The organism is Acinetobacter sp. GQ146, assembly GCF_059758585.1.
Genome location: NZ_JCAXDV010000001.1, coordinates 1 through 25,084, shown reverse-complemented (window position 1 = coordinate 25,084; position 25,084 = coordinate 1). Strand labels below are relative to the sequence as shown.

Sequence of the window (25,084 nt, the reverse complement as noted above, 5' to 3'; positions counted from 1 at the left end):
AAAATAAAAAGAAACCCCTCGATGAGGGGTTTTTTATATCATTTCAATTGTTTAAAGCGATTGCCTTTGGCAAAGCGTCCGACGGGATTTTGTGCTGCACGCTTACGGCGAATGTCTTTAGGGTTAATGGTGAGTGCCCGATAAATCTCAACCCGATCACCTGCTTGCAGTAAATGAGTCGGCTCAGATATACGAAGCCCAAAAATCCCCAACTGCAATACCTCAGGTAATTCTACCTGTTGGCGAAGACCACTTTGCTCAATCGCATCGAGTGCGGTCATCCCAGTTTGAAAAGGCACTTCCAAGTGAAATTGCTGTTCAGGTGTCGCATAGGCGACCCATACCTTTGCCTGCTCAGCCATTAGATCAATTGCCCTAAGACCGATACGATCGCAAGTAAAATTGATAATGGCAGCACAATACGAACAGCGATACGCCAGATATTGTAAAATAACTCATTGCTGAAATTCATGGCCTTGCGTAAATGGCTAATTTTCATAATCCAGCCTGCAAAAATGGCATAAATCAAGCAAATCACCAAGCCCCAAAGTACCAGAACAATATTGAATATCACGCTGATGCTCGGAATAGCCCAGACCAGCACAGCAGCAACAAGAACAGCCCATTGTACGGCAAGCATAATTTGACGTTGTGCCAACTGCTCACGTGCCAACTGCAATAACAATGCAGCCCCAGCTACCGTTGCCACCAATAAAGCCATGACTGGAAGCTGAGCCGCGACTGCAAAATAAGCAAATGCCAAGACCGCAACCAATTGAGCAATCCAAATTGGTAATACCGTTTTAGTGGCAACCTCTTGCTGTTTAATTTGCACCAGACTCGTTTGCCAATACACCCCTAAACCAAGACCACTCGCCACCAGTGCCAATACCGTAGCACTGCCCCACTCACCAAATTCAAGTGCGGTCATGTGCCATGCTGGTAATGCGGCCTCACTCAATTGTGAAAAAATCAACGCAGCAATCACCCCGAGTGCTGTAATGGCAGCAAGAATCTGACGCGGTAACAGTGATAAAGCAATCGCGGCAATCGCGATGCCAAGAAAAATATAGGAAGCTTGAATGCCTTGCAGCAGCCATTGCGCACTGTATTGGCTGACATGAAATAACATTGCACCAGCAAGGAATGGCATAAACACCACCGCAAGCCAACCCACTAAACGCCATTTCGACGAGGCATCCGCATCACGGGTTAAGCTCGACAATGCATTCAGTGCTGTGCTTTTAGAGCGCTTTGCCAATGCGATTTCCAAATAACAAATCGGCAAGGCTAAAACCAACATTGTGCCCAACCAAAGCAACCAGAAATCGAGCTGACGTTCTGCCTGTATCCCAACAATTGGTGCCAATGTGGCAATAATGATGAATGACAAACAAAAAGCCATCAGCGGCGATAACCATCGTGACATAGCATTATCCTGCATGATGCATTCCTGAAAAAAATCTATCGCTATTTTGCCTTTCTCATGCGTGAAAATCAAAAAGAAAAGCAAACCACCGAACAGATGGTTTGCTGCGCCAATACTTTATTTTCTTTTTTTCAATTTTTTAATTCTTTTGCACAGCTTGTCCATGCTGAATCTCAGCCCTTGCTGTACTTAAGAGAAGAAACGTGCGAACCAGTTTTTACCCTTTTTCTGTTCTTTTTCTTTAATAATACCCATCATGTTTTCTTTGACCGCACCGACATAATCAGCATCATCGTGCTGAATATGGTTAATCAGCCATTTCGCTAAAACTTCATGCAATTCAGCTTCAATCGAATGCCCCATTTCAAAACGGTCACGATACGATTCAATTTTTTTAATAAATAAATCATGTACGCGTTTATGCGGCACTCGGTATTTATAACCCGCTTCTTCTTGTAAGGATTCTTCAAAAGTAAAATGGGATTGAGTGTAGTCAATAATATTGTCGAGAATCTGTTTAATTCGCGCACGATCAGTATCCAGCGCAACATCATCAATTTCATTAATATAATCGAGAATACGCTTATGCTGATCATCAATTACATCGATACCGGTATTATATTCTGGAACCCATTTCATCTTCATACGCCCCCCATTTCACATTCATTATTCATTACTGGAAAAGGATAGTAACGATATTGAAAACAAATAAAAAACAAGTAAATTGCTCTGGATTCAAGTATTTAGCTATATTGTAAAACTAAGCCCATGATATATATGCATTAATTAATTTATACCCGATCAAAAGAATAAGATATTTATTAACCAAACATAATATTTTTTCTTTAATTATTAAAACTTTAATTTTAACCTACTTCGGACTTTTAGCCGTTTAGTCCGCCAATGCTGCTCAATATTGATCGGCACGGGTTACACGTTTTAACGCTGGATTTTCTTGTTCACGGATCAAACGCTGCACATGGGTCAGTGCATGCTGAATCGGTTTCCCATGTTGAAATAAAATCATTTCACCAGGTTGAAATGCTTGCCAAGTTTCATTTTGCGTCAAAGGTTCGGTGGTAATCACCGCTACACGGTCTTCAGGTGTAGTGACCTGACTAAAATCGACCTCGACATCTAAATCGATCAATTGCGCAGGTTTAAACGGATATTCGCGAACCAGCCAATGCAATTTGGTAATTGCATAGCTAAATAATGCCTGACCATTGGACAAACAAAAATTAAAAGTCCCATGCTCTGCAATTTTTGGGGAGATTTCTAACAATAATTCAAAAATTTGCTTGAGTGATGGTTCAACATAACCAAATCGTGCCACCAATTGATCCAATAAAAAACAAAATGCACGTTCGCTATCGGTGTTGCCCACGGGTGTAAAACGCCCCGTAAGTGGTGGATCGAAATCATGTAAATCACCATTATGCGCAAAAATCCATTGTCTTCCCCAGAGTTCTCGCATAAAAGGATGCGAATTTTCGAGGTTAATTTTACCTTGGGTGGCTTTACGAATATGCGCAATCACGTTGCGTGATTTAATCGGATAATTGCGAATTAATTCTGCAATCGGTGATTCCACTGCAGACTGGTTATCGACAAATAAACGGCAGGCTTTGTCTTCAAAAAATGCGATGCCAAAACCATCACAATGGTCGGAAGTAATGCCAGCGCGCTGCGAAAATCCACGGAAAGAAAAAGTAATATCCGTCGGGGTCGCACAATTCATTCCAAGCAACTGGCACATAAGCAACTATAAACACATTTATTAAGTATGGGTTTATTGTGCATGACGAAAGCAAAGCTTGTAAATCTGAATCTGTGCTAGCGACAGTAATTTTAATGCTTAGCGTTGCCTTTGTTTTTGCATGACAAAATTTTTCGCCATTTTGTTCACTTCAAGCAGCACAAAATAATCAAGACAATTAAATTCGCGATCATAAAAGGCCTGTTGCGACAATTTAGCGTGCATTTTCAAATACACATCAAATAACTTGGGAATTTTTTCATCCTGCGGGAAACTATATTCAGGATGCGTGGGCTCATAAGCTTCTTGCGGTTGAATGGCGCAGGTCTGCGCTGGACTGAGCTGTTTTAAATACTGATGCGTATAGTAAGCACGTGCCTGATTGCCTTGTAAACGAATGCTAACGCAACCAATTAGGTATTTCGCCCGCATTTCCCAAAGGACTTTAGGCACAAGATTAAGCCATAAGACCGAGAGTGCACGCCCAGAGCGATAACGATGATGCACACAGGTTCGACCAATTTCGACAATATTCGATAAATGTCCCAACTCATCGACAATTTTAAATTCTTGGGCACTGTAGCTGTGGGCTAAATCCGAAGCTTGCAGTCGTTTTAAGCGAGTATATGCCACAATTTCATTGCTATATTTATCCCGCAGTACGGCATGCTCACAACCAAAATCATAGAGGTCCTGATCTAACCCCTGCTCAAACTGAATCCCAAATTGTTGTGAAAACTGTTCCGCTCGAAATTTTTGTACTTCTTGTAATTGTTTTAAATCTTCTACCCATTCAAAGCGATATTGGGTTTGACTCGTATTTTTTTTAGGATGTGGAAAATTTAATTGTTGACGATATAGGTTCAGCTTTTCAAACATGGATCATGCTCTCCAGTGATTCTTCCCCTACACTAGAAAAACTAGATGACAGTAGCATGACCAAAGTTGAGGCGAAACTTAAATCCTGTCGCTCCTCCCACAATAAAAATGCCAGCATTTCGCTGGCATTTTACAACTCACTTGAATCTCAGTGCTTAGCACGGTTGGTAATCAGTGTACCTACCCCATGATCGGTAAAGATTTCAAGCAAGGTAGCATGTGGAACACGACCATCTACAATATGCGCACTGACCACACCACCTTTCACGGCATCCAATGCACAACCCACTTTAGGAATCATGCCCCCGTAAATCACACCTGTTTCAATCAGTCGATCGACTTCCTGTGTGGTTAAGCCTGTAAGCAAGTTTTTGTTTTCATCCAATACACCGGTGATATTGGTGAGTAGAATCAGCTTTTCTGCACCTAGAGCTTCAGCGACTTTACCCGCCACCAAATCCGCATTGATGTTATAGGTATTACCCTGATCATCGACGCCTAAAGGTGCAATTACAGGAATGAAATCACTTTGGGTGAACATTTCTAGCACATCGGTTTTAACCCCAGTCACTTCACCGACTAGACCTAAATCAATCTGCTGCACCGAACCATCTTCTTGGTTTTTCTGCATTAAAAGTTTACGCGCGCGAATTAAATTGCCATCTTTACCAGTTAAACCAATGGCACGACCACCATGCTGGTTAATCAAGTTCACGATCGATTTGTTCACACTACCGCCCAAGACCATTTCAACCACTTCCATGGTCGCCGCATCGGTCACGCGCATGCCATCAATACGGTCAGATTCACGCCCCAATTGCTTTAAGAAAGAGTCAACTTGTGGACCACCGCCATGCACCACAATCGGGTTTAAACCGACTGTTTTTAACAGCACAATATCCCGCGCAAAAGAGCTTTCTAGCTCTGGATCGGTCATTGCATTGCCGCCATATTTTACGACCAGCGTTTTACCTGAAAAACGTTGAATATACGGCAAAGCTTCAGTCAAAATTTGTGCTTTGTCGATGCCAGTCTGCTGATGTGGCATTCGCCTCTCTCCTCAATGAGCTTTTAAAATGTCGTGTGCGATTTTAGGGTATCGGTCACTTAACATGGAAACAAATGATTGCCGAATATCATTTAAACGAACAGGATTATCGGCATCAAAACGGACCGTGAAATATTCACCCGTATTGGATGCTCGAATAATGCCAAAACCGTCTTCAAAATCAAGCCTTACACCATCAATTTTACTTAATTGTGCCGCCAGATGGTGGCTGTTGACTTCAATATCCGCCAGTAATAATTTCGGATCTGTGCTGTAGGTACTGATATAAGTATCTTCAGTGCCACAACGTTCCGGATATTTGGACAAGGCTTGGGACAGGGTTAAACCCGTGGTCTGGCTTAAAAATTCCAACACTCTTAATCCGGCATAGAGACCATCATCATAGCCAAAGCCACGACCATCATTAAATACATAATGTCCCGCATACTCACCGCCAAATACCGCACGACCCTGAGATTGTAGTAGGTATTTTTTCAGGAAGGTGCTGCCGGTACGAATCATTTTCGGCTGCCCGCCCAATTCACGAATCGTATTCCGCACCATGGTTGAGCATTTCACATCAAACACCACTTCATGCTGAGGATGTGTAGTCAGACACATTTGGGCAAATAAGGACAATAGGCGGTCTGCGCTAATAATTGTGCCGTTCTCATCCACCAGTACCAAACGATCTCCATCACCATCGAGCGCGATACCCAGATCGGCCTGTTGCTCTCGAACGGTTGCGGTTAACGCAGTTAAATGGCATGCCTGTGAAGGATCAGGCGCATGATCTGGAAATTCACCATTCGATTCACAACGAAGTGCTGTGACCTGACAACCGAGTTTTTCTAAGATCAATACGGCACAACGCCCAGCAGAGCCATGCAAACCATCAAGCACCACATGGAAGGGCCGTTGCAGTTGAATGTCTTGCAACATCGCTTGCTGATACTGCAAGCAATAACTCACATCAAATTGATGCGGCATTGTAGGTACTGTAACTTTACGCTGGGGTGAAAATTGTAAACTCGCCACATAAGCCACTTGCTGAATCATATCGGGGCATGGCGGAATGCCTTGCATAATCCATTTAATGCCATTATCGCTTTTTGGATTATGACTAGCCGTGACCATAATGCCATTGCCTGAAAATTGACGTGCTGTGTAATACAGCATTGGGCTGGAACAACAGCCGACATTGGTGACCTGAAACCCATTTTTTTCAAAGATTGTTTGTATAATTTGGGCGTAAGCAGGACTACTCAAACGAGCATCATAACCAATTACCACTGAGTTTTGACCGGCTTGCTGATACTGGCAAACCAAACCATGCGCAATGGCTTCCATCAACTCAGGGCTTAAAAGTGTAAGTTTTCCACGGATATCATAGGCACGGAATACCTGCCATGGAAATAAAGGTTGTTGAATATTCATATCTTAGGAACTTCAGAATCGAGCAAACTGAATTCAGTTCACCGTATTCACACAACATAAATGTTTTAAAATATTTCTAGTTTATATCTGAATAGAATCGAACTGTTAATACTATTTAAGTTATCGTGAAGTGGTTTAAAAGTAATCTTAATAAAATCTTTTATATTTCAAAATGAAAGAACCCGAAGGTTCTTTCAGCATAACATCAGTTTTTACCCGTGTGTCCAAAACCACCTGCACCACGTTCAGTCGCGACAAATTCATCCACTTGTTCAAATTCTGCCTGTACAACCGGAACAAGGACATATTGCGCCAAACGCTCACCCGGCTCTAAAGTAAATGCCGTTTGACCACGGTTCCATACAGAAACCATTAATTCCCCTTGGTAATCCGAGTCAATTAAACCGACCAAGTTACCTAAAACAATACCGTGCTTATGGCCCAAGCCTGAACGTGGCAGAATCAGACCAGCAAAACCTGTATCTTCAATATAAATAGCGAGACCAGTTTTAACCAGCACGGTTTGACCCGGTTCAATTACGGTTGGCTCAGTTACACATGCACGCAAATCCAAACCTGCTGAACCTTGCGTTGCATAAGTGGGCATAGGCCACTCTTGTCCTAAACGTGCATCTAGAACTTTAACTTGAACCTTCATAATGTTTCCTATTGTTGCAAAATAAATATTGGGATTAGCGTTTAATTAACGCACGTAAATTTTCAAGATAGTGCTGCGCTTGCTGCTTTGGATCGACATTGCCTGCCAGCTTTTTCTTGCGCCCTAACCATTCCAGTTCATCTTGGGGTAATTCATCTAAAAAGCGGCTTGGGGTCATTTGACGCATTTGTCCACCGGCTTTACGCTGTTCTGCCAAGGTAATGGTCAGCCCTTGACGCGCACGAGTAATCCCCACATACATCAAACGGCGTTCTTCTTCGACAGTTTCCGCCACAATCGAGTTTTTATGTGGCAGCAGCTCTTCTTCCAAACCAATCAAATAAACAAATGGAAATTCCAAGCCTTTTGATGCATGCAAAGTCAACAAGTTCACCTTGTCCGTATCTTCTTCTTCCTGTTGTTGCTCCAACATATCCAGCAACACCATTTTACGAATTACACTTTCAATATTGCGCTCATCCACATCTTCGGCACGGTTAATCAAACTTTGAATGCTGGTGTATAACACTTCAATATTGTCGAGTTTGGTTTTTTCCTGTGCTGGTGTAGCAGCAGACTCTTTGATGTAGTCGATATAACCCGCTTCGAGCATCATCTGGCGAATAATCGGCACAGGTTCATCATCTTCCAGCAACTCACGGGTAAAGTTACTAATAAACTCAGCAAATTCAGCCAACTGGGTGGTGGCCTTTTTCGGAATCGCCATGGTCAAACGCTGATCACCCGCTGCAGCTAAGAGCGACAAGTGATTTTCCTGTGCAAATAACCCGAGCTTTTCTAGAGTCACAGGGCCAATCGCACGTTTCGGTGTATTAATAATGCGTAGAAAGGCACTGTCATCTTCAGGGTTAATGATCAGGCGCAAATAGCTCATAATGTCTTTGATTTCAGCGCGCGCAAAGAATGACTGACCACCCGACAACTTATACGGGATCTGCATTTGACGTAGTTGAGTTTCTAAAATGCGTGCCTGAAAGTTACCCCGATATAAAATGGCATAGTCTTTCCAGTTTTTCCCATTCATCAATTTGTGGGTAATCAGATCTTTGACCACGCGTTCTGCTTCATCATCGTCATTACGGCAGGTAATCACGCGAATCACTTCGCCATGACCTTTGTCTGACCATAATTTTTTATCAAAAATATGCGGGTTATTTCCAATCACGGTATTGGCCGCTTTTAAAATACGGCTGGTAGAACGGTAATTCTGCTCGAGCTTAATGACTTTTAAATTGCGAAAATCTTCATTTAGCAATGCCATATTTTCTGGCTTTGCTCCACGCCATGCATAAATCGACTGGTCATCATCACCCACGGCCGTAAACTGACCCATTACACCAACCAGCAGCTTCACCAAAATATACTGGGCAGTATTGGTATCTTGATATTCATCGACCAATAAATAGCGAATACGATTTTGCCAACGATCACGCACTTCTTGATTTTCTTGTAACAAGCGCGTCGGCATCACAATCAGATCATCAAAATCTACGGCATTGTAGGCGCGTAGATTGCGTTCATAGAGTTGGTATAAATGCGCCATTTGAATATCTTCAGGCGTTTCACAGGTCGTGTGGGCCTGTTCAGGTGGAATCAAGTCATTTTTCCAGTCTGAAATCATTCTCATCGCTTTGGCGATTAATTCTTTGCTTTCCGCACCCGACAAATTATCGCGATGCATCAAGTCCATCAGAATACGTTTACAGTCATCGGCATCCAAAATAGAGAAATTGGCTTTTAAGGGCGTATTTTTAAGCTCAATACGCAATAGATTTAGCCCAAAAGTATGGAAGGTCGAAACTGAAAGCCCTTTGGCTTCTTCACGTGACAGCAATTTCGTAACACGCTCTTTCATTTCACGTGCCGCTTTATTGGTGAAGGTCATTGCGGTAATACGATGTGCAGGAATACCACAATGCTTAACCAAATAAGCAATTTTACGGGTAATTACCGAAGTTTTACCCGAACCCGCCCCTGCAAGTACTAACAAGGGTCCTTGAGTATATTTCATGGCTTCAAGTTGCTTGTCGTTTAACTGACTTGCCAGTGACATAGTGATTCCTCTTTTTTCTCCGAGCTAGATTATAGACATCAAACCAGCTATTGCCTAACCCAAAATGACGATTCTCTGTTCATAAAAAAAGCCACCTTAAGGTGGCTTTTCCGAAACTCGATGATTTCTAAGCAAACAAAATAACAATTATTTTGTTTCGTATACTGTAATTTCTACACGACGGTTTTGTTCACGACCCGCAGCAGTATCATTACTTGCAATTGGAGATGATGAACCATAACCACGAGCAGTCATGCGTGAGCTAGAAATACCTTGAGAAGATAAATAGCTCATTACAGAGTTGGCACGGTTTTGTGACAATGGATTATTAATCGCATCTGTACCAGTGTTGTCGGTATGACCGTGAATAACCAAGGCAAGTTTGTTCGCAGTACCATCTTCACGTAACACACGCGCTACATCGTTCAACGCAGTTTGGAAACGTGGTTGAATGGTGTAAGAGTTGGTCGCAAAAGTCACACTTGGCATCACAAGGTTAATTGAACCGTCTTGATTACGGTCAACGTCTACACCTGTACCCGCAAGTTCTTCACGCAAGCGCTTCTCTTTCTTGTCAAGTAACAGACCAGCACCGCCACCGACAACTGCACCAATTGCAGCAGCTTGACCCATTTTGTCCTTGTCTGCATTTGAATAGGCTAAACCTGCACCCAATAATGCACCGAGACCTGCACCAATTGCTGCTTTGTCATATTCCATACCTGTGCCAGTAGATTGACAACCTGAAAGAACCAACGCCCCTGCTACTGCTGATGAAATTAATAGTGCACGCATGACATGCCTCCATTTGTGTGTTTTGTTGTTGCCTGAAATGGTCGCTGAAAAAACTAACTTAGACCATTGATTTTTTGTTAATAATAGCCGTTGTAGTTACATTTTGTAATAATTATTTTCAATTTCAAATGCGTAAAGACCACAATCTCTACATGATTAAGCAATCTTGCAGATTCATTTACTTAACTCAACGCTTGTTTTATTTTCAGAATTTGTAACTATATTCCACAGAGAGAATGGACGCATTTAACTTAGGATTATTTTTATATGTCATCTCAAGCAAACAAACAACCCATACTAAAAAAAATCACACGTGGACTCACTGTTGGCTCAATTATGACAGGCAGCACTTTTTTTCATGGCCCACCTGTTTTAGCTCTAGGTTTCACCAAGTTATTCAAACCATCTCGCAAAGTCGACGAAACCAATATTCAGATTACCAACAGTTGGTTAGGCGTCAATAACTGGTTGATCGATCATGTTTTACCGCATTTAAAATGGGAGATCAGCATTGATGAAAACTTAGATTTAAGTATGCAAGGTCGCTATTTAATGACCTGTAATCATCAAAGCTGGGTCGATACGACGGTCAATCAATATTTTGGTTTAACCCGTATGCCTTTAACCCGTTTTTTCACCAAATGGGAACTAATTTTTATTCCCTTTGTTGGACAAGCCTTCAAAATTTTAGGCTTCCCGATGATGAAGCGTCATAGCAAAGAAGAAATTGCCAAAAATCCTGAACTCAAATCTCGAGATCTGGAAGAAGCCCGTAAAGCCTGTCAACAGCTTTTGAGCCAACCCTTCACCCTGCTGAATTATTTGGAAGGCACACGCTTTACCCCAGAAAAGCACAAACAGCAAAACTCACCTTATCAGCATCTACTGAAACCCAAAGCGGGGGGGTTAGCCCTCGCCCTGAATATTTTGGGGGATCAAATTGATGCGTTGGTGGATATGACCATTGTCTATCCTGATGGCGCACCAGGATATAGTGATTTTTGGCTTGGAGAGGTCAGTCATATTGCCGTGAATTTACGCAAAATTGACATACCAGACTGGGTTTTAGGAGGAAACTATGAAGAAGATGAAAACTATCGTGAACGCTTCCAAGACTGGGTTGATCAACTCTGGAAAGAAAAAGATCAGCTCATCAGCGAAATGAAAGCCAAATACGCGAAGCCTGTAGCCGAGAAGATATAAGCCCATGAAGCAGAACAGTTCTCCCCCGAAATCGAAATATCATCGTGTCGATCCTCAGAGTTGGTCGTTCAAACTCTATTTGATCTATGACACCTTCATGGTGTTTCTGATTATTTTTAACTTGTTCTGCTTAGCGGCTAATTTCTTCTTGATGAGCAATATTGGCGGCTGGTTTTTAAACGCCATTCATTTAGATGACCTACTGAATTTGTACCGCACACATCTGCATCCGTGGGTCATTATCACTGAAGCATGGTTTATTTTATTTTTAATCACAGAGTTACTAGTCCGTTGGGTGATTGCCGTGATTTATCGGCATCATCGCCGCTGGTTTTTCTTCCCCTTTATCCATTGGTATGAAGTACTGGCCATTATTCCGCACCTCCGTTTCCTACGATTATTTCGGGCCGGAATTATTGTGTTCCGTTTGCATGAACTGGGCTATAACGTTATTCCGCAATCGATTCAACAAAGAGCCAAATTCTATTACCGTGTGATCATGGAAGAACTCTCGGATCGCGTGGTCATTACCGTTCTTGATGGCGTCAAACACGAGTTAAATACCAGCTCAACCCATAAAAAAATTATTCATGATCTGGTCGATCATCATCGCACCTTATTCGCGCAAGCACTGGCGGAAATTTTGCAAGAATCATTGGCTGTGGAATTAAAAGAACGACAAACCATGATTGCACAAAACATCGGGGCTATTGTTAATCAAGCCATTGAAGACACGCCAGAGTTAACCCAGTTACTGCGTTTAATTCCAATTGTCGGGGGAAGGATTGAACACCAGATTCAAAGTATCGGGCAACGTCTCGGAGAAAATATTACCTATGGAATCTTGGATCCGCTGATGTCTGGCAGCCCCGAACAGCCCAACCATACCTATAAACTAATTGCTGAAAAAGTCAGTGAGTTAAATATTGATAATCAGGCGCTGGAGCAGTTGGTTGAGTCCGCGGTCTATGAAAGTTTGGACGCCATTCGCAAGCAAGTGAAAGTAAAACAGTGGTTAGAAGACCTTGAAGCCCTCGATCAAGCTAAAGAATAGGCATTAAGATAAAAAAGTTACAAACTTGGCTAGAGAATTCATGGAATTTGTTCTAGGATTTGCTCTATTTACAACGTCACTTCGGCATAAAACCAATAGCTTCGAAGTCTTAAGGATAAAATATGGCTGATATTCGGATCACCGGTAGAATGGTTAACTTTAGTAGACTAACCTTCGACACAAATGACCATAATGCCATTCGTCAGCAACTGACCCATTTACTTCAAGACAGCAGCACACATGGTGCACTGGTAATTTTAGACAGTACTGTTGAACAAGAGCTGATTGCCTTAATTCAGCTCTTGCTCGACTTAGATTTACAACCGATGGCCGTCATAGACGGCCTATTGGGTGATCAAGCCCGTGCCATTCAATTTCCTGTACTGCCCGCTGACAATAAAGCATTGCAACGGATTAAAGCGACACAGGAACAAGTGGTCGAAGCAGTGGTACCAGCCCCTGAAGCAACCGAGAATGCTCCCAAAACTTCACCATTTCCACGCAATATTGGACATATTACCTCGTATCACGATGAAATCTTACGTACAGGTCAATGCTTGGTCCAAGATCATGGCGATATTATCGTCAATGCCGGAATTAACAGCGGTTCAGAAGTGATTGCTTCAGGAAATATACATATTTATGGCAGTGCCCGTGGTAGAGTAATCGCAGGTGCAGGTGGAAACAGTGCTGCTCGCATTTTCTGTCACTCGCTTGAAGCTGAATTGGTTTCAATTGCGGGGACATATTGTGTTGCCGATGACATTCCACCCCATGTCGTAAAGAAGCCCGTACATATTTATTTAAATGCAAACCAAGAGCTTGAGTTTAAAGCACTTGAATTTTAATGTATAAATAAACACCAAAACCCCGCTATTTAAAGGGGGGATATACCATAACAGGAGTGGATTCGGTGGCGAAAATTGTTGTCGTAACATCAGGCAAAGGTGGCGTAGGCAAAACTACGACCAGTGCATCTTTTGCAACAGGTTTAGCCCTACGTGGTCACAAAACTGTTGTTATCGATTTTGACGTAGGTTTACGTAACCTTGACCTTATTATGGGCTGCGAACGACGTGTAGTTTATGATTTTGTGAATGTTTTAAATAACGAAGCACGATTACAACAGGCACTTATTCGTGATAAAGATATTGAAAATTTATATATTTTGCCTGCATCGCAAACGCGCGATAAAGATGCGTTAACCGATGAAGGTGTTGCTCGTGTAATGGACGAATTATCTCAGGAATTCGATTACATTATTTGTGACTCTCCAGCGGGAATCGAACGTGGCGCCATTTTAGCCATGTACCATGCCGATGAAGCGATTATTGTCACCAATCCTGAGATTTCATCAGTGCGTGACTCAGACCGCATTATTGGAATGTTGGACAGTAAAACTAAAAAAGTAGAACAGAACGAAGGACGTATACGCAAACATTTGTGTATCACTCGTTTTAATCCTGAGCGTGCTGACAAACAAGAAATGCTGACGATTGATGACATTTCTAAAGACATTTTACGCGTGCCTACACTGGGTGTGGTTCCTGAATGTAAAAGTGTTTTACAAGCATCAAACGAAGGTAAACCAGTCATTCTGTTTCAAGAAGCAGAAGCTGGACAAGCTTACGATGATCTTGTTGCACGCTTCTTAGGTGAAGAACGTCCTTACCGTCACATCACAGTCAAACCAAAAGGCTGGTTAGCACGATTATTTGGAGCGTAAATATGGCAGGATTCTGGAGTAAATTGTTCAGTAGTGATGATAAACCTACAAGCGCGCAGATGGCGAAAGACCGTTTGAAAGTCATCGTTGCTTCTGAACAAGGTTTAGGAAAACGTTTAAGCCAAGACAAAATTGACCAGATGAAAAAAGAAATCATGCAAGTGGTCAACCGCTATGTTCGCGGAGTCGATGAACAGCATATCCAAATGTCGGTTCGCTCTGAAGCGAATATTGAAATGCTCGAAATGAATATCAATTTGCCTGAAGAGCGATAATCTGAATTCTGATTAGTCAAGCAAATTGATTCAAGGCAAAATAGCATCAGCTATTTTGCCTTTTTAGTTTGAAAAGAATATACCAAGGAGTTTGCGATGGCATTATCTCAGCCTGCAACGTTTAATGAAGAATGGTCGGATGAGCGCGTTTTTGCCTATTTAAATCAGCTTCCTCCGACTGGAGTTAATGCCGACTTTCATGTTCTTTACCATGCATTTAAACACATGCGCCCAACAGATTATGCACGCCTGTTAACCCAATTTGTTGCCGATGGCCGTGATGTCAATGCAACCAATCCACAAGGGCAGCGTATTCATGATGTGATTGCTGAATACCCACGTCAACGTGATGAATTTTTAGAAGTCTTGGCAAAATTTGCTTAAGCTTAAAAGCCTACCTTGTGTAGGCTTTTTTATTTCGAATCTTGCCTGCTCAAGACTTTATTTACAGGCTTAAAACAATAACCACATTAAAAGTGGAAAACTACCGGCAAACAAAAGCGTTTGTAAGCTAATGATTGCGGCCATCAACTGACTATCGCCCTGAAAAAAGCGGGTTAAAATATACGAGGCCGATGCCGTCGGCAAAGCAAAAAAGACCACTAATACCGCAGTATGCTGTTGGCTTAAGCCGACTAGCATTGCCACAGCATAAGTCAGTAAAGGCACCAGGACTAAGCGAGAGGCACTGTTGACAAGCACAGGCCAAAAAGTGGGTTTGAGCTGAGCAAACTGTAAGGCTGCCCCGACTGAAATGAGCCCCAAAGGCAAACTGCTACTCGCCAATAGTTTCAGCCATTGTGCCATACCTTCCCACATGCCTAGACCTGTGTAATTAAAGAACAGACCGAGCACGCATGCTGTAATTAAGGGATTCTTTAAAATAGCCACAAAGGTCTGCCCAAGCTGTCCAGTTGCATGCTGAGTAAATGACCATACAGAAATAATATTCACCAACGGAATTGCCACGGCAATGATCATGGCAAATAAATGCATACCTGCTGAACCAAACATAAACCCCATGATGGACAACCCCATATACGTGTTAAAGCGAATATGGCTTTGCATATAAACACCAAAACGGCGCACAGGAATATTTAGAAGTTGTTTTAGCCCCCACAACACAGTGCTGACAATCAAAATCACACTCATGAGTGTGAAAAATACGGGCGCTATCGACAGCACATCCAACTGCACGGTAGCAAGGTTGGTAAATAATAAGGCGGGAAATAGAATAAAATAATTTAGTTTTTCAGCATTCGCCCAAAATTCATCCTGTAAAAAACGGGTCCTCTTTAAGACATACCCCATCGCAATCAAACTTAGCAATGGGAATAACGTCAACATCATATTCATTTTACAGTTCCAGCCTTCTCATCGCGCCCTGTTTGACTCGACTCCGAAACAGAATATAATCCTTATTCTCCCTCATAATAAAATGAGTATTTACTCATACCCCGAATGACGTTTAGCCAGCTTGAAATCTTCTTATTGGTCGCAAAGCACCAAAGTTTTAGCAATGCGGCCAAACAACTGGGTATTTCTCAGTCTGCCGTTTCACATGCCATCAAAAGTCTGGAGAATTTTTGGCGGGTGCAATTGTTTAGCCGAGAACAGAACGATGTGGTACTGACTGAGATTGGACAACAGTTACGCATCCATGCCCAAGAAATTTTAAATACCGCGCAAGTCATGCAACAGCAAGTTGCGGCCACCCATGGTCTACAACAAGGAACGCTTCGGATTGGCTCTTTTGGTGCATCTGCGTCCATTCATTTACTGCCTGAGCTGCTACAAGCATTTCGTACAGCCTATCCGCAAATTGAAGTTTTTGTTGAAGAAGGCACGGATGATGAAGTCGCACAATGGATTCTAGATCAACACGTCGATGTTGGTTTTGCTGTATTACCCAATCATCAATTGGATACCTTCCCGCTGATCAAAGATATTTTTATTGCCTTAATTCCGAATTCCTATCCGATTGCTCACATGAGCCAAGTCGATATCCATCAGCTCAAGCACTACCCGTTTATTCTGACCAAAGCAGGTAGCCAAACGCATATTGAAAAACTGCTGAAACAGTATGAAATCCAACCCAAAATTCAGTATCAACTGTCACAATTATTGACCATTCTAAATATGGTGAATCAGCATGAAGGCATTTCGATTGTGGCCGATATGGCCATGACGCCTGAATTACTCGCCTTGCATCCGAATGTGGTCAAAAGACCCTTACTGCCCAATACCCAACGTGAGATTGGCTTGGCGGTACGTAACCATAAACTCATCAGTCCAGCAACACGTGCTTTTATTGAGTTGGCACAAACCATGTTTTACGATTAAGCCTTCACTTCAAATAAAAAAACCTGCTAATTCAGCAGGTTTTTTTAATGACTAATGCTTAAACCAGAATATCGCGTTTACCATTGGCTCCCATGGCACTCACAATACCGTTTTCTTCCATTTGATCAATAATCCGTGCAGCACGGTTATATCCCAAACTAAATTTGCGCTGTAAGGATGATGTTGACGCTTTACGTGTTTCTAAAACAAAAGACACGCACTGATCATACAATGCATCACGATCAGAGCCAGCATCCCCTTCTTCAAAACCACGTGAGGTCGGCTCTTCATCATAAGGCGTCAAAATCTCATCAATATAATCAGGATCACCACGCTCACGCCAAGCATCACAAATACGGTTCACTTCGTCATCCGAAATAAACGCTCCATGCACCCGTTCAGGCTCAATTTTTCCTGGTCCTAAAAACAGCATATCACCATGCCCCAGCATGTCCTCAGCACCACCAGCATCCAAAATGGTTCTAGAGTCAATTTTACTGTTCACACGCAAAGCAACACGGGTTGGAATATTGGCTTTAATTAGACCTGTGATCACATCCACCGATGGACGCTGCGTTGCCAGCAGTAAATGGATACCTGCAGCACGGGATTTTTGTGCCAGACGGGTAATCATTTCCTCAGCTTTCTTACCCACCTGCATAATCATGTCGGCAAACTCATCCGCCACAATCACAATGGAAGGCAATGGCGTTAAGCGTGGCGCACGTTCCTGCGTAGCCGAATCACTTGGCTTCCATGTCGGATCAATCAAATCCTCACCATTGGCAATTGCTTCTTCAACCTTACGGTTGTAATCGGCCAATTTACGAATTTTAAGGAAAGACATCAGTTTATAACGACGTTCCATTTCATTAACACACCAGTTCAATGCATTCACCGCATCTTTCATGTCGGTGACAACTGGTGTAAGTAAATGCGGAATGTCATTATAGTTCGCAAGTTCCAATTGCTTAGGGTCAATTAAAATCAAACGCAATTGATCAGGAGTGTATTTCAGCAGCATCGATAAAATCATCGAGTTTACGGCTACCGATTTACCTGAACCCGTGGTGCCTGCCACCAGCATATGCGGTGCCTTACCTAAATCGGTAATCACTGGATTGCCTGAAATATCTTTCCCCATTGCCATCGACAATAAACCCGCAGGGTCTCGATAGGCAGGTGTTTCCAATAATTCAATCAAGCGTACCATTTCACGTGCACTATTCGGAATTTCAATGCCAATATAAGGTTTGCCCGGAATCACCTCGACCACACGTACCGATGCCATCGACATGGAGCGTGCCAAATCTTTGGAAATATTGGTAACTTTGGATGCTTTTACCCCTGGCGCTAAATCCAGTTCAAAGCGTGTTACCACAGGACCTGGCTGGGCTTCAATCACTTTGGCTTTAACATTAAACTCTTGCAGTTTAATTTCCAGCAGTTCTGAAAGGCGTGTCAACTGTTCTGCAGTAAAATTGACTTTCTTGTTTGGATCGACCCGATCCAGTAAATCCAAACTTGGTAAGGTCGATAAATCTCGACGTTTCTGCGCTACTTGCATGGCACGCGACATTGGGCGTCCCGCTGCATCGGTCAGTGGTGCATCAAAATCAAACTCTTCATCTTCGTCTTGTGGTTTCCCTGCGGTTTCTTGCCATGCCTCTATAAAGGCTTCTTTGGACAATTCCACTTTTTCTGGCGATGTAGACGGCACCGAAGGTTCAAGGGTGGTATGCTGAATAGGGGCTTGCACAAAGGCTGAAGATTGCGCATAAGAGCTGCTAGGCGACTCAACTACACGCGCGACCTGTTGCTCTTCGGCATCAAAATCATCCAGAAAACGATTCAGCTCATCATTCAGTAAGCGTGCCTTAACCGCTCCCTCTGCGACCCCCACTGCGCCAGCTGTGGCTACCGTTGCTAGTGCTGCAGATTCCATCGCTTGCGTGGCAAACTCAGTGCTTTGCAACAATTGAAGCTCAGGACGCTGAAATGGCGTATGGACATCCGTCGCAGTTTTTGCGTTTGGAACAGCAGCCAATAACTCATCAAAGATCTCATCATCATCCCAATCCAACCCATTTTTGGCTTGAACTGAGCTCATCTCGAATTGAGCTTCTTCATGCTGCTGACGTGCCACCACTGAACCAAAATCGTGCTTTGGTGTAATGGTTTCATCTTCAGCGGCTTTCAATAAGGCTTCAATATCTTGCTTATGCTGATGATCATTATGTGTATTCAGCGCTCGCCAGACTTCACCTGAAGCGATCTTGCGCTGACTGTCCTGCTCTAATTGATGTGCTTTGGCTAAGGTTTTTTCAAACTCTTCATCATCGTCTAGATCTATCTGCGTAGGCGAGGTGCTGTTCGCTTCTTTCTGCACCATATCATCAAAGAGACGCTCTGCGGCTGCACTGGCCACAAATGGCTGCTCGGCAGTTTGAGTTTCTGCAGATGGAGTCACGTCATCTTTGGCAAGGGCTTTTGCGGGTGCAACAGCCACCACCTGTTTTTTAACCTGTGGCGTCGTACGATCAAAATCAGACTCGCTCTCAGGCACATTTTTATAAAATAAATCTTGTAAATAAGCCGGAGTCGCTTGGAGAGTTTGCCAAGTTTTATTCCACTTGACCCCAAAAGCCAAAGTGAAAAGTACCAGCCAAAACACCAGCAAGAAAAATGCAGCACCATAGACAGTCAGTAATTGGCTTAAGCTTTGTCCCAGCTCATAACCAATAATACCGCCTGATGCATTGGTCAGAGTATCTGCTGGCACTTCCCAAAACAGGAATAATAAAGTGGCTGATGCCAACAAAATAAAAAACTGCGCTGCATAGCGGAAAGGTCGGTTCAGAAAACTGCGAGGCCACCAGACTTGTACAGCTTCAATAAATAAAAAAATTGGGATGAGTAAGCTTGCCCAGCCTAAAAATCCGAACAATAAATCTGAAATCCACGCTCCAGCAACTCCACTCGCATTTGACACCTGTTGCGTATCACTGGAAATATGCATCCAACCGGGATCAAAAGGCGTATAAGTGACTGTTGCAAGGAACAGATAAATTCCAAACGAGACTAAAAATAATGTCAAAATTAAGCGCTGTGCATAAGCACCCGACACCGCAGTCATACTCTGTCCTGTAGGCATTTTTTCATTCATGTTTTTCTGGAAAACAACCTGAATTTGTTTCTTAATAAAACCTGATATTATGCACCTGTTCACGTAAAAAAGATGCAAGATTATGAGGGCTTGTTGTTAACTTTAATTCTATATAGCTCAAATCGATTTGCATGATCAATATTACCCACATTGATCACACACAACTGTTATACACTTTCACGTATAATTTCATAAATTTTGAAAGAAAAAAAGGATGTCGCGGATGAGCGTTCGTCACTCACGATTAATTATTTTAGGTTCTGGCCCTGCGGGTTATAGCGCTGCAGTGTATGCGGCACGTGCCAATTTAAAACCAACCCTGATTGCTGGTTTACAATTGGGTGGTCAATTAACCACAACCACCGAAGTGGATAACTGGCCAGGTGATCCTGATGGTTTAACGGGTCCAGCCCTGATGGAGCGTATGCAAGCCCATGCAGAACGTTTTGGCACAGAAATCGTGTATGACCATATCAATGAAGTCGACCTGAGTGTTCGCCCATTTGTGCTTAAAGGTGATATGGAAGAGTTCACCTGTGATGCCTTAATTATTGCAACAGGCGCGACCGCACAGTATTTAGGTTTAGAGTCTGAAGCGAAATTCATGGGTCAAGGTGTAAGTGCCTGTGCAACCTGTGATGGTTTCTTCTATAAAAACCAAAAAGTCATGGTGGTCGGTGGCGGTAACACTGCCGTAGAAGAAGCGCTTTATTTGTCGAATATTGCTTCACATGTGACTCTGGTTCACCGTCGTGACAGCTTACGTTCTGAAAAAATTCTACAAGATCATTTATTTGAAAAAGAAAAAGAAGGCAAAATCAGCATTCTTTGGAACAATCAAGTGGATGAAGTATTGGGTGACAACACAGGTGTTACTTCAGTCCGTTTAAAATCAACTGTAGATGAAAGTACACAAGATGTAGACGTTCAGGGCTTATTCATTGCCATTGGTCACAAACCAAATACAGGCATGTTTGAAGGTCAATTGAACTTGCGTGATGGTTATATTCAAGTGCACAGCGGTACTTCTGGCAATGCCACAGCAACATCGGTTGCAGGTGTATTTGCAGCGGGTGACGTGGCTGACAGCATCTATCGTCAAGCGATTACTTCAGCAGGTTCAGGCTGTATGGCAGCACTGGATGCTGAAAAATATTTAGATGCACTCGGCTCATAATCTTTTGCATCAAAAAAGACCGCCCAATTTGGGCGGTTTTTTTATGTATGATAGAGCAAAGAATGACACTCCGAATAAAATCATGCCACAGACTTTAGCCCCTTCTGAATATTTATTTCCTGATCCGATTGCCGCTGATCCTGAAGGACACGGACTAATTTGTATCGGTGCAGACCTCTCCCCTTCCACGCTGTATGAAGCCTACACCCATGGTCTATTTCCATGGTTTTCCGCGGATGAACCGATTTGCTGGTGGTGCCCAGAACCACGCTGCATTATTCGACCTGAGCAGTATCATCCGAGTAAATCCTTACTGCGCACCATGAAAAAGCAGGACTATAAAATTACCATCAACCATGCCTTTGAAACGGTGATTCGCTCCTGTGCCTTACCCCGTAGCTATGCCGATGAAACTTGGATTTCAGAAGACATTATTCAAGGCTATTTAAGCCTGTTTGCCGCTGGTTATGCCTATAGTGTAGAAGTCTGGGAACAGGAACAGCTGGTTGGGGGACTCTATGGGGTCAGTATTGGCCAAGGCTGCTTTGGTGAATCCATGTTTAGCCTGCGCACCGATGTCTCTAAAATGGCATTTTACACGCTCATGCTGCTCGCTAGAGAAAATAAACTGGCTTGGGTAGACTGCCAGCTAGTGAATGATCATTTACTCAGTCTAGGAGCCTGTACAATTTCTCGACAAGAGTACTTAAATTCGTTACAAGATATGATAAAACAACCCCCTATCGATTGGAAAAAGTATCAAGAGGGTGTATTTTCAAGTAAAAGAATAGCGTTATCTTCGCAGTTAATCGAATGAGAACAATAGAGGGATCTTTATGAATTCTTATCACCCGAAGTCCCTGTTAAATGATTTACAGTACTACATTACACCGCCACATGAATGCAGTTATCTTGAAAAAAAATCAGCACGGATGGTTTTTCTAGATCCAGCACATCGAATTGATGTGGTGACTTTATCTGAACTATCACGGGTCGGATTCCGTCGTAGTGGTGATTTTGTCTATCGTCCCGAATGTCATTTATGTCGCCAATGTCTATCTTGCCGTGTTCCTGTACAAGACTTCCAGATGAACAGCAAGCAAAAAAAAGCATGGAAACGTAATCAGGATTTAACCGTTAAAATTACCCAACCCAAAGATGCTAGTGATGTGCACTACGCCTTATATGAGCGTTATATTCATGCTCGCCATGCCGATGGCGATATGTTTCCTCCGAGCTATGATCAGTTCGAAAAATTCCTGATTCATACTTGTACCGAGAGTTTCTTTCTCGAGCTATGGAAAGATGATCAATTGCTCTGTGTTTCAACCTGCGATCAGCTGGATGACGGTCTATCTGCGGTCTATACCTTTTTTGAGCCCGACGAAAACCGCCGCTCTTTAGGGGCATTTGCAATCATGAAACAAATTGAATATGCACAGCAACAAGATTTAGATTATGTCTATTTGGGCTATTGGGTACCACATTCCAATAAAATGAATTACAAGTCGCAGTACACCCCTTTAGAAGTCTTGCTTGATGGTCAATGGCGTCGTATCAACCGTTCACTGAGTGCAGAGGAAATTCAACTGTTGGGAAACTCATTAATGACCACGTTGCCCTCAGGCTGGAACAATTCAATTATTAAATAAGCAATAAGATGGAGTTCGTTGGACTTTATCGATTGATTACTTAAACAGTTGCGCAAAGTCATCGCTGCAGGCTTTAACCATAATAATGGCATGCTCGCGTCCACCCTTGGGGCATGGATAATAATTTTTACGCAGATCAATTTGGTGGAAGCCTGATTTTTCATACAAGGTAATGGCCGCCTGATTACTTTCGCGGACTTCCAAGAAAATTTGCACTGGCTGATTTTTTAGTAAAGTAATCGATTGTTCCAAGAGCTGATAGCCCAAACCTTTACCCTGCTGATTGGGATGAATCGCCATCAACAGTAAATTGGCTTCGTCCAAGACTGGCTGTAAAATACAAAAACCCACCACCTGTCCAGCTTGCTCAATCACCGTACATTGATAGCTATCCACTGCATCTTGAAATTGCTTCGTACTCCATGGGTGGCTTTGTACCAATTTCTCAATTTGTGCCACCGCATTGACATCGGCTTGCTGCATTAAACGAATCATGCTCGTTCATCTTACTAATCTATATGAACTGGCATTATAAAAATTTTTATGTGAGAGTCGAAGTAAAATAGGGATATTTTTACTATCCCTATGGCTGTTGAGCATAAAGTGCCGTCTAGAAGCCTAATTTTGCTTTCCAGTTGGTTAATAAATTCACCGTATCTAAATCATTGGGATGAAAACTCGGTTTAAAATAGGCTAGCATTTCACGTCCCATACCCGCAATAATCCCCTTAGATGGGCTATAACCATAGATATAAATCTCTTTGAGGGCTTTGAAATTCAATTGTTGATCATCTTTTAATAAGCGGAAGACAAAATAACTTTGCACCACAAATAAAGTCATCATGGCGGCAATCAATGAACCACAACGAGCCAGATAAGCCTTAACCCCGGTTCCAAATACCCCTTCAAATACATCATAAGCCACAGCTTTATGTTCATTTTCTTCAATCGCATGCCAATACCACATGGTCGACATGGTTTCGTCCGTCATCAGTGCTTGAATATGCTGATTTACTAATAACTGTGATGCAATGGTCGCGGTAAAATGCTCTAGCGCAGTTGTTCCCATTAAATCAATCATTTCTTGAGTAACGCCCACTGGCTTAAAGAGCATTGCCGCAGTCTTACGAAAACCCTGAATTACACGATCGGTCTGTTTTTCTAAACGCGCAACATCATGCCCGTACTTTTGCGCTGCAGCATTGAAACCGACATGTTCCTGTGTATGCATAGCCTCTTGCCCAATAAACGCGCTAATCTCTTTTTGTAAGGCTTCATTCTCTTTTATGCTTGGGTGATAACGTACCGCACGCACACTATCAATAAAGAACTGCTCACCCGCTGGAAAAAGTGCCGACAAGGCCGTCATAAAATGTGTGAGCCCTGCTGAGCCATCCATCCAATATTCAGGCACTTGTTCAAAATTAAAATTCATACGACGCACCGGAAAACTTGCTCCTGCACGGTTGGTAATTTTTACCTTAGCATTCATCCTGAGACTCCTACAGACATCATGGTCTGATCATATTTATGCTTGTTTTTCTTGCTTCTAATATTACGGTTTTGCGGCAGAGTGATAAGCGCAGATAGGGTCAGGAAAGTATCAGTTAAGGACAGTTTAATGATGGAATTGTTTGACAATTTTCGTATTGATTTGAATACCAAGATGGGAGGAATGCAGCACAAGGTTTTATTACGTAAAGCTGAACGAATGTCATTATTTAGCCAGACTATGTTCAGAGGAATAAATCTTCACCAAACATTTTGTGCACAACCAATTGACGTTTTCCCCCTACACTTAAACTCAAGAGATATCCCACTTTACTCAAAGGGTCTAAACCTAAAAGTATGCTCAAGCAAATGACAAACAATGTCATCAGCTGCTTGAAAGTTAGTGAGTATCTGCGGTGATTCCGCCAACAAACATGTAAAATACTGAAAATAAATGCTTGCTCAAGCGCAATACGCTACTGGAAACAGCTCAAAGGTTAGATCAGATTATCTGGACAAACGAATCAGAGGATCACCCTTAAATTTTGCTCAAACCCCAGATACCTTGAATCAAATAGCCGATAATCGAGACAATACAGGCAGCTTTGCACATCAGGTTAATAACCTTTTATATACATGTGGCAGACCGAATAAATTAGCCGAATTAGGCCAAACCCTTAGCCAATATGTCACTTAAAACGGTCGGTTATTGGTACCCACGTCACTTATAAATCCATATGTAACCAAGTCTATGTCACAGACCATCACATACGCATCAGCTATTTAAGCTGTCCAAGATAATTATCATGACGCCTTAGAAAGAGTAGATTGCGCGTTACTGATGAAACCTACAATTACAGTATTATAGAAGCAAAAAAAAAGCGCCCCAAAGGAGCGCTTTTTTCACACAATAGAGTG

At 42.6% G+C, this 25,084-nt stretch carries 24 protein-coding genes; 10 read left to right on the top strand and 14 right to left on the bottom strand.

Annotated elements, in window-relative coordinates; all coding sequences use genetic code 11:
• Positions 1-38: 38 nt before the first annotated feature.
• From AC6CHI_RS00120 to AC6CHI_RS00075, 10 genes are all read right to left on the bottom strand, one after another.
• Positions 39-362, bottom strand: coding sequence for an RnfH family protein (locus tag AC6CHI_RS00120; protein ID WP_498118977.1), 324 nt, complete (start codon positions 360-362; stop codon positions 39-41).
• Positions 362-1,444 (bottom strand): hypothetical protein, encoded by a 1,083-nt coding sequence (locus AC6CHI_RS00115; protein ID WP_498118976.1) that lies wholly within the window; start codon positions 1,442-1,444, stop codon positions 362-364. The genes AC6CHI_RS00120 and AC6CHI_RS00115 overlap by 1 nt, the downstream gene beginning before the upstream one ends.
• Before the next feature lie 174 nt (positions 1,445-1,618).
• Positions 1,619-2,074, bottom strand: coding sequence for a bacteriohemerythrin (locus AC6CHI_RS00110; protein ID WP_458891079.1), 456 nt, complete (start codon positions 2,072-2,074; stop codon positions 1,619-1,621).
• 265 nt (positions 2,075-2,339) lie between these two features.
• Positions 2,340-3,188, bottom strand: a complete 849-nt coding sequence (locus tag AC6CHI_RS00105) for a class II glutamine amidotransferase (protein ID WP_458891080.1) — start codon at positions 3,186-3,188, stop codon at positions 2,340-2,342.
• Positions 3,189-3,287: 99 nt separating this feature from the next.
• Positions 3,288-4,067 carry a GNAT family N-acetyltransferase gene (locus AC6CHI_RS00100; RefSeq protein ID WP_498118975.1) on the bottom strand — a complete coding sequence of 260 codons (780 nt, stop codon included), beginning with the start codon at positions 4,065-4,067 and terminating at the stop codon, positions 3,288-3,290.
• Between the two features lie 148 nt (positions 4,068-4,215).
• Positions 4,216-5,115, bottom strand: coding sequence for an acetylglutamate kinase (argB, locus tag AC6CHI_RS00095; RefSeq protein ID WP_458891082.1), 900 nt, complete (start codon positions 5,113-5,115; stop codon positions 4,216-4,218).
• Between the two features lie 12 nt (positions 5,116-5,127).
• Positions 5,128-6,552, bottom strand: a complete 1,425-nt coding sequence (locus AC6CHI_RS00090) for a phosphomannomutase/phosphoglucomutase (protein WP_498118974.1) — start codon at positions 6,550-6,552, stop codon at positions 5,128-5,130.
• 205 nt (positions 6,553-6,757) lie between these two features.
• The gene (gene dut, locus AC6CHI_RS00085) at positions 6,758-7,210 is read right to left on the bottom strand and encodes a dUTP diphosphatase (RefSeq protein WP_458891085.1); all 453 of its coding nucleotides are present in this window, start codon (positions 7,208-7,210) and stop codon (positions 6,758-6,760) included.
• 34 nt (positions 7,211-7,244) lie between these two features.
• The gene (locus AC6CHI_RS00080; RefSeq protein WP_458891086.1) at positions 7,245-9,284 is read right to left on the bottom strand and encodes a UvrD-helicase domain-containing protein; all 2,040 of its coding nucleotides are present in this window, start codon (positions 9,282-9,284) and stop codon (positions 7,245-7,247) included.
• A gap of 147 nt (positions 9,285-9,431) precedes the next feature.
• Positions 9,432-10,079 carry a YiaD family glycine zipper/OmpA-like lipoprotein gene (locus AC6CHI_RS00075; protein WP_458891087.1) on the bottom strand — a complete coding sequence of 216 codons (648 nt, stop codon included), beginning with the start codon at positions 10,077-10,079 and terminating at the stop codon, positions 9,432-9,434.
• 267 nt (positions 10,080-10,346) lie between these two features.
• On the opposite strand from AC6CHI_RS00075, the gene yihG reads away from it, so the two are divergent.
• The 6 genes from yihG (at position 10,347) to AC6CHI_RS00045 (ending at position 14,721) form a co-directional block, all read left to right on the top strand.
• Positions 10,347-11,282, top strand: a complete 936-nt coding sequence (gene yihG, locus AC6CHI_RS00070; RefSeq protein WP_458891088.1) for a 1-acylglycerol-3-phosphate O-acyltransferase, YihG family — start codon at positions 10,347-10,349, stop codon at positions 11,280-11,282.
• Between the two features lie 4 nt (positions 11,283-11,286).
• Positions 11,287-12,336, top strand: coding sequence for a preprotein translocase subunit SecA (locus AC6CHI_RS00065; protein ID WP_458891089.1), 1,050 nt, complete (start codon positions 11,287-11,289; stop codon positions 12,334-12,336).
• A 122-nt stretch (positions 12,337-12,458) separates the two neighbouring features.
• Positions 12,459-13,184 (top strand): septum site-determining protein MinC, encoded by a 726-nt coding sequence (gene minC, locus AC6CHI_RS00060; RefSeq protein ID WP_498118973.1) that lies wholly within the window; start codon positions 12,459-12,461, stop codon positions 13,182-13,184.
• Positions 13,185-13,249: 65 nt separating this feature from the next.
• Positions 13,250-14,062, top strand: coding sequence for a septum site-determining protein MinD (gene minD, locus AC6CHI_RS00055; protein ID WP_458891091.1), 813 nt, complete (start codon positions 13,250-13,252; stop codon positions 14,060-14,062).
• Between the two features lie 2 nt (positions 14,063-14,064).
• Positions 14,065-14,337 carry a cell division topological specificity factor MinE gene (minE, locus tag AC6CHI_RS00050; protein WP_498118972.1) on the top strand — a complete coding sequence of 91 codons (273 nt, stop codon included), beginning with the start codon at positions 14,065-14,067 and terminating at the stop codon, positions 14,335-14,337.
• Between the two features lie 96 nt (positions 14,338-14,433).
• Complete coding sequence (locus AC6CHI_RS00045; RefSeq protein ID WP_458891092.1) at positions 14,434-14,721, top strand: PA4642 family protein; 288 nt, start codon at positions 14,434-14,436, stop codon at positions 14,719-14,721.
• A 69-nt stretch (positions 14,722-14,790) separates the two neighbouring features.
• Here the strand turns inward: AC6CHI_RS00045 and AC6CHI_RS00040 are convergent, their stop codons facing one another.
• Positions 14,791-15,693 carry an AEC family transporter gene (locus tag AC6CHI_RS00040; RefSeq protein ID WP_498118971.1) on the bottom strand — a complete coding sequence of 301 codons (903 nt, stop codon included), beginning with the start codon at positions 15,691-15,693 and terminating at the stop codon, positions 14,791-14,793.
• A gap of 105 nt (positions 15,694-15,798) precedes the next feature.
• Here AC6CHI_RS00040 and AC6CHI_RS00035 point away from each other — a divergent pair, with 105 nt between their 5' ends.
• Positions 15,799-16,680 carry a LysR family transcriptional regulator gene (locus AC6CHI_RS00035; protein ID WP_498118970.1) on the top strand — a complete coding sequence of 294 codons (882 nt, stop codon included), beginning with the start codon at positions 15,799-15,801 and terminating at the stop codon, positions 16,678-16,680.
• Between the two features lie 58 nt (positions 16,681-16,738).
• Here AC6CHI_RS00035 and AC6CHI_RS00030 read toward each other — a convergent pair whose 3' ends face one another.
• Positions 16,739-19,816: a DNA translocase FtsK gene (locus AC6CHI_RS00030; RefSeq protein ID WP_498119396.1), complete on the bottom strand. Its 3,078-nt coding sequence runs from the start codon at positions 19,814-19,816 to the stop codon at positions 16,739-16,741.
• 253 nt (positions 19,817-20,069) lie between these two features.
• Here AC6CHI_RS00030 and trxB point away from each other — a divergent pair, with 253 nt between their 5' ends.
• From trxB to AC6CHI_RS00015, 3 genes are all read left to right on the top strand, one after another.
• On the top strand, positions 20,070-21,023 hold the full coding sequence (gene trxB / locus AC6CHI_RS00025) for a thioredoxin-disulfide reductase (protein WP_498118969.1): 954 nt from the start codon (positions 20,070-20,072) through the stop codon (positions 21,021-21,023).
• Positions 21,024-21,105: 82 nt separating this feature from the next.
• Entirely contained in the window at positions 21,106-21,840 is a 735-nt protein-coding gene (aat, locus tag AC6CHI_RS00020) for a leucyl/phenylalanyl-tRNA--protein transferase (protein WP_498119395.1), read from the top strand.
• Between the two features lie 19 nt (positions 21,841-21,859).
• Entirely contained in the window at positions 21,860-22,675 is an 816-nt protein-coding gene (locus AC6CHI_RS00015; RefSeq protein ID WP_498118968.1) for an arginyltransferase, read from the top strand.
• A gap of 36 nt (positions 22,676-22,711) precedes the next feature.
• Here AC6CHI_RS00015 and rimI read toward each other — a convergent pair whose 3' ends face one another.
• Entirely contained in the window at positions 22,712-23,170 is a 459-nt protein-coding gene (rimI, locus tag AC6CHI_RS00010; RefSeq protein WP_498118967.1) for a ribosomal protein S18-alanine N-acetyltransferase, read from the bottom strand.
• Positions 23,171-23,285: 115 nt separating this feature from the next.
• Positions 23,286-24,167 (bottom strand): metal-dependent hydrolase, encoded by an 882-nt coding sequence (locus AC6CHI_RS00005; RefSeq protein ID WP_498118966.1) that lies wholly within the window; start codon positions 24,165-24,167, stop codon positions 23,286-23,288.
• Between the last annotated feature and the right edge of the window lie 917 nt (positions 24,168-25,084).